The organism is Streptomyces sp. S07_1.15, assembly GCF_020739505.1.
In the GTDB taxonomy this organism is placed as follows: domain Bacteria; phylum Actinomycetota; class Actinomycetes; order Streptomycetales; family Streptomycetaceae; genus Streptomyces; species Streptomyces xinghaiensis.
On sequence record NZ_JAJBZK010000001.1, the window covers coordinates 754,441 to 766,028 of the forward strand.

General features: G+C 74.2%; 10 protein-coding genes. 6 read left to right on the forward strand and 4 right to left on the reverse strand.

Annotation, left to right across the window (positions count from 1 at the left end):
- Nucleotides 1-216: 216 nt before the first annotated feature.
- Nucleotides 217-846, reverse strand: a complete 630-nt coding sequence (locus LIX60_RS03200; RefSeq protein WP_125623891.1) for a hypothetical protein — start codon at nucleotides 844-846, stop codon at nucleotides 217-219.
- A 539-nt stretch (nucleotides 847-1,385) separates the two neighbouring features.
- On the opposite strand from LIX60_RS03200, the gene LIX60_RS03205 reads away from it, so the two are divergent.
- The 3 genes from LIX60_RS03205 to LIX60_RS03215 are packed head-to-tail and all read left to right on the forward strand — an operon-like array spanning nucleotide 1,386 to nucleotide 4,038.
- Nucleotides 1,386-2,219, forward strand: a complete 834-nt coding sequence (locus tag LIX60_RS03205) for a CPBP family intramembrane glutamic endopeptidase (RefSeq protein ID WP_227957096.1) — start codon at nucleotides 1,386-1,388, stop codon at nucleotides 2,217-2,219.
- Complete coding sequence (locus LIX60_RS03210) at nucleotides 2,216-3,382, forward strand: histidine kinase (RefSeq protein ID WP_227957097.1); 1,167 nt, start codon at nucleotides 2,216-2,218, stop codon at nucleotides 3,380-3,382. The genes LIX60_RS03205 and LIX60_RS03210 overlap by 4 nt, the downstream gene beginning before the upstream one ends.
- Nucleotides 3,379-4,038, forward strand: coding sequence for a response regulator transcription factor (locus LIX60_RS03215; protein ID WP_227957098.1), 660 nt, complete (start codon nucleotides 3,379-3,381; stop codon nucleotides 4,036-4,038). Before LIX60_RS03210 ends, LIX60_RS03215 begins: the two co-directional genes overlap by 4 nt.
- 60 nt (nucleotides 4,039-4,098) lie before the next feature.
- On the opposite strand, the gene LIX60_RS03220 is transcribed toward LIX60_RS03215, so the two are convergent.
- Genes LIX60_RS03220 through LIX60_RS03230 form a run of 3 tightly spaced genes read right to left on the reverse strand, consistent with a single transcriptional unit; the run spans nucleotide 4,099 to nucleotide 6,676 of the window.
- Complete coding sequence (locus LIX60_RS03220; protein ID WP_227957099.1) at nucleotides 4,099-4,572, reverse strand: hypothetical protein; 474 nt, start codon at nucleotides 4,570-4,572, stop codon at nucleotides 4,099-4,101.
- A complete protein-coding gene (locus tag LIX60_RS03225; RefSeq protein WP_227957100.1) occupies nucleotides 4,569-6,002 on the reverse strand; it encodes a HAMP domain-containing sensor histidine kinase in 1,434 nt (477 codons plus the stop codon). Before LIX60_RS03225 ends, LIX60_RS03220 begins: the two co-directional genes overlap by 4 nt.
- A 2-nt stretch (nucleotides 6,003-6,004) precedes the next feature.
- Entirely contained in the window at nucleotides 6,005-6,676 is a 672-nt protein-coding gene (locus LIX60_RS03230; protein WP_227957101.1) for a response regulator transcription factor, read from the reverse strand.
- 111 nt (nucleotides 6,677-6,787) lie between these two features.
- Between LIX60_RS03230 and LIX60_RS03235 the strand changes: the two genes are divergently transcribed.
- The 3 genes from LIX60_RS03235 to LIX60_RS03245 all read left to right on the forward strand — a co-directional run bounded on the left by LIX60_RS03235 (nucleotide 6,788) and on the right by LIX60_RS03245 (nucleotide 11,576).
- Complete coding sequence (locus LIX60_RS03235) at nucleotides 6,788-8,224, forward strand: M1 family metallopeptidase (protein ID WP_227957102.1); 1,437 nt, start codon at nucleotides 6,788-6,790, stop codon at nucleotides 8,222-8,224.
- Between the two features lie 170 nt (nucleotides 8,225-8,394).
- The gene (locus tag LIX60_RS03240) at nucleotides 8,395-9,489 is read left to right on the forward strand and encodes a hypothetical protein (RefSeq protein WP_227957103.1); all 1,095 of its coding nucleotides are present in this window, start codon (nucleotides 8,395-8,397) and stop codon (nucleotides 9,487-9,489) included.
- Between the two features lie 251 nt (nucleotides 9,490-9,740).
- Complete coding sequence (locus LIX60_RS03245; protein WP_227957104.1) at nucleotides 9,741-11,576, forward strand: amino acid adenylation domain-containing protein; 1,836 nt, start codon at nucleotides 9,741-9,743, stop codon at nucleotides 11,574-11,576.
- Nucleotides 11,577-11,588: the final 12 nt, after the last annotated feature.

Here is an 11,588-nt window from a genome sequence, read left to right on the forward strand (position 1 = left end):
ATGGAGAAACCGCAACGCCCTTGTGGGGCGGTGCGGTTGACACGGACCGGTGACCCTCATGGGACCGGCGGCTCTCATGGGCGGCCGCGGAGCGCCGCGGCTCTCCGCTCCCCCGCTTCGGCCCTGCCGCAAGCCGTCCGCCGCGCTCGCGTGGCCCGTCCCGCCGGTCTCCTCGTGGGGGCGGGGCGAGGGCGGTCGCGCGCGGCGGTGGGCGGCTCAGCGCCGGTCGTACGACTGCTGGGCCGGCGCCTGGATGGGCGGCGCCGGGCGCGTCTGCAGCCCGAACAGCGAGCCCGCCGAGACGACGAGTTCACCGGCGGAGCCGATGGCGACGTCGGCGGGGACGTTCATCCGGCGCAGCGCCCCGGAGAGGGTGTCCTCCACGAGCGCCAGGCGCACATTGAGCGCGCCGGGTCCGCCGCGGGCGCGGCCGGACAGATCCGTCAGCACCTCCTGGGCGCTGTTCTGCAGATCGGCCATCGTCTGCCAGCCCCCCGGCTGGCGGGCGGGAGCCTGGCCTCCGGCGGCCGGGGCGCCGAGCGTCTGGGGCAGGCGGACGGCGAGATCCGCGTACCACTCGGAGAGCACACCGGACATCTCCGAACGCAGTCCGTCGAGGAAGACCAGGAGGACGGCCGCCCCCATGTTCGTGCTGACGGGCGGATGGGCCGCGGGGCCACCGCCGTTCGGGCCTCCGTTGGACTGAACCCCCAGGTACGAACGGAGGACGACGGGTACGTCCTCCTGCTGCTGCTGGGGCCGGAAGGGCACCAGTATGTCCCGGACGGGGGTGATCCCTCGAGCGGCCCGCTCCGCCGCTGCCTGGCAGGCGTAATCAGTGGGCACGGGGCACACCACTCCTCTCCACTGGCCATATCGGCAGTGGCTTCACATGTTTGGCTTGAATGATCGAGGTCGTACCGTACCCCCATTCGAGTGGTTCGGGGAGGTCTTCGGGCAAGTGGAATTTCACGCATCGGAGGCGGACGGTAGCGGAGCGGGTTGCGGCGGAGCCCCAACTCTCCTTCCTCCGAAGGGCGTACCGATCGGTAGCCGGATAGTGGAGGTTCCGGCGGAAAACCGGATGGGACGGGGGCGGGCCTCTCCGCCGGCTTAGGACGGGCACCCGGCGGCCGGCCCGGACACGCTCCGGCGGCACCGCGGGACGCTGCGGGGCGGCGGGCCGGTTCTCCGCTTCCCGCGCCGGGGCGGTGACCGGTGCCGGACCGCCGGGACGCCTCCGGGGGCGGCGGCGAACCCGCGGGCCGTCCCCCACGAGAGCTACGCGCAGGTGTCCACCCGGTGGTGACGACTCGGGGCCGCCGGATCCGTAGCGTCCGGTGCAGCCGCGGCGCTCCGGCCGCGGATCCGGCGAAGGACATCTCATGAGACTGGTTTGGCAACTCCTGGCCGTCGTGGCGGTCATGCTCATCGGCGGCAGTGTCGGCACCGGGCTGCGGGACGACCCGTGGCTCGCACTCGCCTCCGGCATCGCGACAGCCGTGCTCACGGTGCTGGTCTACGGGTGGGTCGTGCGGCGCACCGAGCGCCGCCCGTCCACGGAAGTGGCCCTGGAGGGTGCCGGGGCCGCGACCGGCCGCGGGGTGCTGACCGGCGTCGCGCTGTTCGGAGCCGTCATCGCGAACCTCGCCTTCCCCGGGCATTACGAGATCCACGGCATCGGCACGGTGACCGGCGCGGTGGGCCTGTTCGGCCTCATGGCCGGCGCCTCCGTGACGGAGGAAGTGCTGTACCGCGGCGTGCTGTTCCGGATCATCGAGGAACGCACCGGCACAGTGATCTCGCTGGCGGTGACCAGCGTGCTCTTCGGCCTGTCGCACCTGCTCAACCCGCACGCCGGTCTCTGGGGCGCCGTCACCATCGCGATCGCGGGCGCCATGCTCGGCGCCGCGTACGCCGCCACCCGCACACTGTGGCTGCCCATCGGCCTGCACTTCGGCTGGAACTTCGCCGCGGCCGGCATCTTCAGCACCGAGGTCTCGGGCAACAACACCCCGCAAGGGCTCCTGGACGCCTCGGTGTCGGGCCCCGCGGTGATCACCGGCGGCGATTTCGGCCCGGAGGGAAGCCTGTACACGGTGCTGTTCACCGCGCTGGCGACGGCCGTGTTCCTGTGGCTGGCCCGCCGGCGCGGGCATCTGGTGCCCCGCCGCCGGCCCGCCGAGCGGGTCGGCGCCGCCCCTACAATGCCCCGGTGATCAGTCGTCCGCGGGTCCCGGAGCGGTGGCGCCGGTTCGACGTCACCGTCCGGGACCTGCCGCTCGCTCTGGCGTTCCTCGCCGCGACGTTCCTGCCGGCGTTCCAGAGCCAGGGGACACGGCTCGGCGGCCTGCCGGACCGCCCCTTCGACGCACTGGCCCTCGCGGCCGTCGCCCTCCAATGCCTTCCGCTCGCCGTGCGCCGGCGGTGGCCCGTGGTCTGTCTGGCCCTGGTGTCGCTGGGCTTCGCCGCCGACCAGCTCCGCGGCTACCACTCGGTCGCGGGTGCCGCGCTGCCCATCGCGCTGCTGAGCGCGGGCGCGCATCTGGAACGGCACCGGCGCGCCACCGCGCTGCTCTTCTCCGCCGCCTACGTGCCGCTGGCGGTCGCGCTCTCCCGGCTGGGTTCGGGCGAGCCGCCGGGCGAGTTCGTGACCTTCTATCTCGCGCTGGTCCTGGCGTGGGGCGCCGGGGCGTGGCTGCGTTCCACCCGGGCCGCGGAGGCCGCGCACCGGCTCCGCGTCGCCGAGGAGACCCGCGCCGCCGAACGCACCCGCATCGCCCGCGAATTGCACGACGTCGTGACCCACCATGTGACGGCGATGGTCGTGCAGGCCGAGGCGGCACGCTATCTGACCGCGGCGCCCGACCGCCTCGACGGGACCCTGACCGCCGTGAGCGACACCGGCCGCCGGGCGCTCACCGATCTGCGCCACCTGCTCGGCCTGCTCAGCCCCGGCCACGGCACCGGGGCGGGCTCCGGGGCCGGGATCCCGCCCGCCGGCGGGCTGCTCACGCTCGTGGAGCAGACGCGCCGGGCCGGCCAGCCCGTGGAGTTCAGCGAGGAGGGCACGCCGGCGGTGGCGGCCGGCAGCGCCGACCTCGTGGCCCACCGGGTCGTGCAGGAGTCCCTGACGAACGCCCTCAAGTACGCCCACGGGAGCCCGACTTCGGTCCGGGTGCGCCATGGCGGGCAGGAGATCTCCGTGGAGGTCGGCACGGACGGCCCCGGCTCGCGGGCCGGGTTCACCGGCGGGAGCGGGCGGGGCCTCGCCGGGCTCCGGGAACGGGTCGAGGTCCTGGGCGGTGACTTCAGCGCGGGCCCCGGGGCGGGCGGCGGGTTCGTCGTGCGGGCCCGCATACCGGCGGGGAGCCCGTCGTGACCGCGCCGGTCCGGGTCCTGGTCTGCGACGACCAGGTGATGGTCCGCACCGGGCTGGCGACCATCATCGACGCGCAGCCGGACCTGGAGGTGGTGGGCGAGTGCGGGGACGGGCGGACGGCGGTGGACCTCGCCGGCCGGCTGCGTCCGGACGTCGTCGTGATGGACGTGCGCATGCCGGTGCTCGACGGCATCGAGGCCACCCGCCTGCTGGCCGGAGCCCGCGTGCCGCGTCCCGTCAAGGTGCTCGTGGTGACCACGTTCAACCTGGACGAGTACGTCTACGAGGCGCTGCGCGCGGGAGCGAGCGGGTTCCTGCTGAAGGACGCGCCTCCGGATCAACTGCTGCACGGGATCAGGACGGTGGCCACGGGGGCGGCCCTGCTGGACCCCGAGGTGACGCGCCAGCTCGTGGGCCTGTTCGCCGAGCGGATCCGGCCCGCCGCGGCCACTCCGCACGACCTCCCGCTGACCCCTCGCGAGCTGGAGGTCCTGCGCCTCATCGCGGACGGCCGCTCCAACAGCGAGATCGCCGGGATCCTGCTGATCAGCCAGGAGACCGTCAAGACCTTCGTCTCGCGCATCCTGGCCAAGCTCCATCTCCGCGACCGCGTACAGGCGGTCGTCTATGCCTACCGCCACGGCCTGGTGACCTGAGCCCCGGCCCGAGCGCGCCGAGTGCGGGCGCGCCGCGCGGCCCGCCGGGCGCCGGGGCGGTCAGTCGGTCAGCGGGCAGGTCCGCCGCTCGCCGGACTCCGGGGTGGGGAGGGTGAAGCGGACCCGCACCTTCGTGTTCCGCGACCCGCCGCTCTGCACGTGCACGCCCAGCGCCGTGCACACGATCTGGTGGATGCCCAGCTCGGTCACGTCGTCGATCGTCAACGGCATCATCAGCCGGATCGTGTCCGGTGTGGTGGTCACCACGGTCCGCGGGGTCGCGCTCGGCGCGATCTCCGTGCGCAAGCCCGAGGTGCCGGGCCCGGACAGCAGCAGCGCCAGCGCCTCGGAGACCGTGCCCAGACGGCCGGTCCGCCGCAGCTGCGGCCGGAGTTGGCCGTGCGCGTCGACGAAGTAGAGCGTCACCCCGGGGGCCACGCCCGTCGGGGCCTCGCCCCCGCGGGTCACCCCGGAGGGCTGGATTGCGCAGCCCGCGAGCAGCACGGCCGCCGCCACCCACACGATCCGTCTCAACCGTCCTCCCCGTCCGCCCAGTCCGCCCCGACCGCCCCGTACCGCGGCAACCGCAGCACGAACCGCGCCCCGGCACCGCCGGCATGGCCCGCGGTGAGGTCGCCGCCGTGCAGGCGGGCGTTCTCCAGGGCGATCGCCAGCCCGAGCCCGCTGCCCGGCGTGCGGGTGCGCACGGCGTCGGCCTTGTAGAAGCGGTCGAACACCTGCGGCACCACCTGCTCGGGCAGGCCCGGTCCGCCGTCGGTGACCTCGGCCCGCACCTGTTCGCGGGAGGCCGAGAGGCGTATCCGCACCGGCGGTCCGCCGTGCCGCAGCGCGTTGCCGACCAGGTTGGCCATGATGACGTCCAGCCGGCGCCGGTCCAGCCGCAGCCGGATGTCCTCCGGTGCCTCCACGTCGACCCGGTCCAGCCAGCCCCGGGCGCGCAGGCAGTCCCGCACGGCGCCGGTCAGTTCGGTCTCCTCCAGCCGCAGCCGGGCGGTGCCGGCGTCGAAGCGGGACACCTCCATCAGGTCCTCGACGAGCCGGACCAGCCGGTGGGTCTCGGTGATCGCCAGCTCGGCGGACTCCCGCGCGTCCGCCGGCATCCCGTCGGCGGCGGTCGCCAGCACCTCCACCACCGCCGTCAGCGTGCTCAGCGGAGTGCGCAGCTCGTGGGAGACGTCGGCGGCGAACCTCCTGGCGTCGGCCTGCATCCGCCGCATCGCCGTCATCGACGTCTGCAGCGACTCGGCCATCCCGTTGACGGTGGCGGTCAGTTCGGCCAGTTCGTCGGCGCCCCGGGGCGGCAGCCGCGCGCCGAGGTCCCCGTCGGCCAGGCGCTGTGCCGTGTCGCGGAGCCGGCGGACCGGGCGCAGGACGCTGCGCGAGGCCAGCAGCGCCAGGAGCACCGCGGGCGGCAGCGCCAGGGCCGCGGTGCCGGCCGCGGCGGCGGCGAGGCCGTCGATCTGCCGCTCGACGCCGGTGAGGTCGTGCACGGAGTACACCTCGATGCCGGACGGGGTGCGGGCGCCGTCCGGCGCCGTGATCATGACGGGTGTGCCGACCAGCAGCCTCGGTCCGCCGTCCGCGGTGATCCGCTGTGTGACGAGCTCGTGCCGGGTGCGCACGGCGGTGCGCAGCTCGCCGGTGACGAGACCGGTGCCGTCGCCGTCCGCCGACCGCAGGTTCCGGTAGGTCACCAGCGTGTCCGGGCCGGCGGCGGCGCGCAGCCGGTCGAGCGCGTCCCGGTCCGGCGGGTGGGGCAGCTGGGGGGTGACCGCGTCGATCCGGCCGGTGAGGCCCTCGGTGAGCCGCTGTTCGGCCGAGGCGACGAGCGCCGTGCTCGCGGATCCGGCGCCCGACCAGGCCGCCGCGGCGGCGCCGAGGACGGTCACCAGCACGAACGCGACGAGCAGCCGGGCGCGCAGCCCGCGCGGCCGCGGCCTCACCGTCACAGCGGCCCGAAGCGGTAGCCGAACCCGCGCACCGTCTGGACGTAGGACGGGGGCGCCGAGCCGTCCTCGATCTTGAGGCGCAGGCGCTGCACGCAGTTGTCGACCAGCCGTGAGTCGCCGAGGTAGTCCTGCTCCCACACCTCCTCCAGCAGCTGCTGCCGGCTGAACACCCGGCCGGGAGAGCGGGAGAGGGTCAGCAGCAGCCGCAGTTCGGTCGGCGTCAGCATCACCGGCTCGCCGCGCAGCGACACCGTCAGCGCGGTGCGGTCGACGCGCAGGCCGCCGTACTCCCGGACGCCGTCGGGGGTACTGGTGCGGCGCAGCACGGCGCGGATCCGCGCGTCGAGGACGGTGGGCCGGGCCGGCTTGACGACGTAGTCGTCCGCCCCCGCCTCCAGGCCGCCGACGACGTCGAAGTCGTCGCCCCGCGCGGTGAGGATGATCACGGGCACGTCGCCGTCCGCCCGGATGCGGCGGCACACGCCGAACCCGTCGAGGCCCGGCAGCATCAGGTCGAGGACCACCAACTCCGGTTGTTCGGAGGCGAATTGACGCAGTCCGTTCTCGCCGGTGTCGGCCGTGCGGACGGCGTGGCCGTGCCGGTTCAGCGCGAGCTGGAGCCCGCGCCGGACCAGGGGGTCGTCCTCGATGAGCAGAATCGCCGCCACCCGCCCAGTATGAACAGCGCCGGGACGGCCGGGGGTGGCGGCGGTGTCCTGCGACACGTCTGCGACACAGTTCGGAAGCCGCTCGGACAGTGCCGGGCGAGGGTGCCGCTCATGGATCTCTCAGGGAACGAACGCATCCGCCGCGGCCGCGGACGGGGCGGGCACCGCGGGCCGCTGGTCGCCGCGGTCGTGCTGGCCGGTCTGCTGGTGGGCGTCGGCACGAGCTTCGGCACCGGCGCACCGCCGCAGACCCGCCCGCCGGCGGGCACGGGGCACGGAAAGGCGGCCGGCGGGAGCATCGACGTCACCGGCTACGACATCACGATGAACTATCGGCCGGACTCCGGCACCCTCCGGGGCGTCACGGTGGTCAGCGCGACAACGGCCGGAACACTGGACAGCTTCACGCTGCACCTCGGCGGGCTGACGGTCCGTTCGGTCACGGTCGACGCGGAGGCGGCGAAGTCCTTCTCCCGGTCGGGCGAGAAGGACCTCGTCGTCGTACCGGCGCGGACGATCGGCCCCGGCGACCGGTTCCGGGTCCGGATCGCGTACGACGGAGAACCGGGAGCCGGGTGGCTGCCCACCGAGTCGGGCGGGGCCACGGCGTTCATGGGAAGCTCCAGCGCGTGGTTCCCGGTCCACGAGGACGCCCGCGACAAGGCGGACTTCCGCCTCACGGCGACCGTGCCGGAGGACTGGAGCGTCATCGCCGTCGGGCGGGAGGGCCCGGTGCGGCGCGAGGCCGCCACGGCCACGTTCTCCTGGACGGAGCCGGACGTCGACCCCGCCCACATCGCCGTGTCCGTCGACCGCTTCACGGTGGAGCGATCGGCGCCGGCCGACGGCACCCCGGTGGTCAACGCCTACGCGCCGGGTCTGCGGGAGCGGACGAAACCCCTGGCGGACCGGCTGCCGGAGATCCTCGAGTTCCTGTCCGGCAGGTTCGGCCGGTACCCGTTCCGGGCGGCCGGCAACGTCTTCGTCCAGGTGAACGACGACGGACCGGCCACCGCGCCGCAGACCCGGCCGGTGTATCTCGGCGCGGGCAACGAGCGGTTCATGACGCTGGAGTCCGTCGTCCACGAGCAGGCCCACCAGTGGTACGGGGTCTCGGCCGCCGCCCGCCGGCCGGAGGACAAGTGCCTGGCCGAGTGCTTCGCCGTCTACGCCACATGGCTGTGGGACGAGGCCGAGGAGGGCGCCGACCTCGACGCCCGCTACCGCCAGCGGGTCGTAGCCGGGAGGGACGACCCGTCCCTCTGGGAGGAGCTGTACCGCCCCGGCCGCACCCCGGGGATACGCATCTACGACAAGGGGCCGCTCGCCCTGCACGCCCTCCGCCGGCAGGTGGGCGACGAGGCGTTCGGCCGGCTGCTCAAGCGGTGGCCGCAGGAACACCGCGGTGACTACGCCGGCTGGCCGCGGTTCGAGGAGTTCGCCGAGAAGGTCACCGGGCAGGATCTGACCGGCTTCTCCCGGGCGTGGTTCCGCGGTGCGACGGTGCCCGCGGACCCGTACCTCTGGCCCGGCGGGCTGAAGCCGTAGCGCGCCGCCGGCCGCGGCACGCCGGGGGCGGCCGGGACCGGGACCGGATACGTCGCAGCCTGCCAACTCCGGTTCGGGAAGGGATCAGTTGCTGTGTGAGGATGCCGGGCAGGGACCGGTCCGCTTCGGAGACCGGCCATCCGGATCTGGGGACAGGGCAGGAGCGCAGGGTGGGGAAGAACGGGGCGTCCATACCCGACGAGGAGTGGGAACGCTTTCTGCGGGAGGCCGAGGCCGGCACGCAGGACGCACCGCGGGAACCGTCCGCACGGGCCCGCATGGTGGCACGGCGGCTGCGGGAGGAGCCCGGCCCGCCCGCCGGGTGGCGGACCCATGAACCGCCCCGGCGGCCACGGGGCAGGGGCTGGTACGCGGTCGGTTTCGTTCTCGTGGTCGGCCTGCTGGCCGTGGCCCTGTTCCCGGGGCGGGTGGCGGGATGGTTCGCCGGCGGGAGCGGCGGAGGTGCTCCGCTCGCCGCGGAGTCGGAGCGCCCGGTTCAGCCCCCGGTCACGGAGGCGGCGGTTGAACCGCCCACGCCGGAGGAGCCGTTCAGAGGATCACCCGCGGCCCGCTGGAGCGACGGGGCGGCGGGCATTCACGTGCCCGCGGCGCGGGCGACCGGCTGGATGAGCGAGGACCGGGTCGCGCAGGCGCTCGACCGGACCCGGTCCTTCCTCGTCGCGTCCAGCCTGGACGCCGGTGTGCTGCGCGGGGAGCGGCCGGAGAAGGCCATCGCGTTGATCAACCCGCATCAGCGGGACGTCCAGGACTATCTGGCGGCCGCGTTCCGCGCGCCCGGCCGGGACAGCAATCCGCTGCTGCTGTTCAGCCGTTTCGCGCGGGCGGAGGTGCGGCCGGCCGGGAACGTGGTCAAGACCCGGGGCCGGATCACGTACCGGGAGGGCAAGCGCGGCGCGCTGGAGGTGACCGCCGATGTCACCTACGTCTATCCGGTCGTCCGCGCCGCGGCCGGCAGCGACGAGGTCACGCGGACCATCGTCCGCCGCGAGACCGTGATGAGCTGGGACGACCCGGCGAAGGTCGTGGTGGAGCCGGGAACGTTCTCTCTCGTGTCGTACCGGGCCGACATCACCAACGGAGGCTGCGGCCCCGTCACCGGCTACCTCACCCCCGAGTTCGGCGCCGAACGCGCCGCCGGCCCGGGGGACGGCCCCGGGACCGATCCGTACGACCGGAGCACCACGATGGACGTCCGCATGCGCGAGTCCGCCGGAACGGAATGCGGGACCGCCACCCGGTCGTGACCAGGCCCGGCCGCCCTCCCGCCCGTGACGGGATGAGGGGGTTGCCCGTGCTCAGGGTGACACGAGAGGATGACGTCGCGCCGGGCCCCGGGCCCGGCGATGTTCCGCTCCCCACCGGGAGGATCAAGCACACCCGGGGCACACCCGGGACGCACGTCCGGGGAAACCCGTCGATCACCGCGATGTGATCGCGCCGCACACCGTTCCGCGCACTGAGTACCGCCGAGTCGAGCAGGATGGATGACCGGTACATGGGGTTAGGGAAACGCACGCTTGTCGAACTGTTCGACAGCAGGGCCGCGCAGTTCTCGGACAGGGTGGCGGTGACAGCCGAGGACGGCGACCTCACCTACCAGGAGCTGAACCGGCGCTCCGGCCTGCTCGCCGCTGAACTGCGCGCCGTGGGCGCGGGACCCGGAACCACGGTGGTCCTGCTGGCCCCGCGCGGTGCCCGGCTGCTGATCGGCGTCCTGGGAATCCTCAAGACGGGCGCCGCCTACGTCCCCGTCGATCCCGGCGACCCGCCGGAGCGCATCGCCTGGACGGTCGGCGACAGCGGAGCGGCCGTGATCGTGACGACGCCGGAGCGGGCCGGGACCGTCGTGGGCCACGGGGCCCGCGTCGTGCTGCTGGACCGGCCGGCGGCGGAACCCGCGGCCGGGGCGGAGCCCTCGGCGGAGGGCGCGGCCCCGACCCCCGGCAGTCCGGCCTACGTCATCTACACCTCCGGTTCCACGGGCGTCCCCAAGGGCGTACCGGTGGAGCACCACCAGGTGGTCCGCCTCTTCGACGTCACCCGGGAGCGGTTCGGCTTCGACGAGAACGACGTGTGGACCCTGTGCCACTCGGCGGCCTTCGACTTCTCCGTCTGGGAGATGTGGGGCGCCCTGCTGTTCGGCGGGCGGCTCGTCGTCGTCCCGCTGGAGACCGTGCGCTCCCCCGAGGCGCTGCACGCACTCCTGCGCCGTGAGCGGGTGACCGTCCTGAACCAGACGCCGTCCGCCTTCGGCCGGCTCGCCGCGGCCGACGCGAGGTCCCCCGAGCGCCTGACGAGCCTGCGCGTGGTGGTGTTCGGCGGTGAGCGCCTCGAACCGGCGATGCTGCGCGACTGGTTCGAACGCCACGGCGACGAGAGCCCCCGCCTGGTGAACATGTACGGCCTCACGGAGGCCACCGTCCACGCCTCCTGCCGGCCGCTCACCGTGGGCGACCTGGACGCGCACGGGGTGAGCCCCATCGGCCACCCGCTGCCCGGCCTGGTCTTCCACGTGCTCGGCGACGACGGGCGGCCCGTGGCGGAGGGCGAGCCGGGAGAGCTGTACATCGAGGGGGCCGGCCTCGCCCGCGGCTATCTCGGGCGCCCGGACCTGAACAAGGAGCGCTTCGTCGACCACACCGCTCCCGACGGCACGGTGCGCCGCTGCTACCGCACCGGGGACCGGGTCGTCGCGCTGCCCGGGGGCGGCTACGGCTATCTCGGCCGGACGGACGACCAGATGAAGATCCGGGGTTACCGGGTGGAGCCGGGTGAGATCGAGGCGGTTCTCGTCCGCCACGAGGCCGTGTCGGCGGCCGTCGTCCTGCCCCACGACTACGGCGGGAGCGACGTGCGCGTGGTGGCCTACGTCGAGTCCGGGGCGCGGGCGGAGACACTCGCCCCGGAGCTGGGCGAGGCGGCGGGCGCCGCCCTTCCGCCCCATATGCGTCCGTCCGCGTACGTGGTCCTGCCGGAACTCCCGCTGACCCGCAACGGCAAGGTGGACAAGGAGAGACTGCCGGCACCGGTGGCCGGGGCCGCGAGCGCTCCCGTCCACCTCCCCGCCGGCGACGGCCCGGAACTCACCGGCACCGAGCGGCGCATCGCCGGAATCTGGCAGTCCGTCCTGGACGTGTCCGAGGTGCCCGCCGACGCGGACTTCTTCGATCTCGGCGGCACGTCGCTGTCCCTGTTGCGCATGTTCGAGCAGGTCAACGAGGCCTTCGGCAGCGAACTCGAGATCACCGTACTGATCGACGGCGCGACGGTGCGGGCCCTCGCCCGCCACGTCGACGGCGCCCTGCCCGCGTCGCCGGCCCCCACCGGCTGAGCGTCTCCGGAC

Coding starts and splice junctions, on each gene's coding strand:
- LIX60_RS03205 (WP_227957096.1), top strand. CDS start 1,386: ATGAGACTGGTTTGGCAACTCCTGGCCGTCGTGGCGGTCATGCTCATC.
- LIX60_RS03235 (WP_227957102.1), top strand. CDS start 6,788: ATGGATCTCTCAGGGAACGAACGCATCCGCCGCGGCCGCGGACGGGGC.
- LIX60_RS03245 (WP_227957104.1), top strand. CDS start 9,741: ATGGGGTTAGGGAAACGCACGCTTGTCGAACTGTTCGACAGCAGGGCC.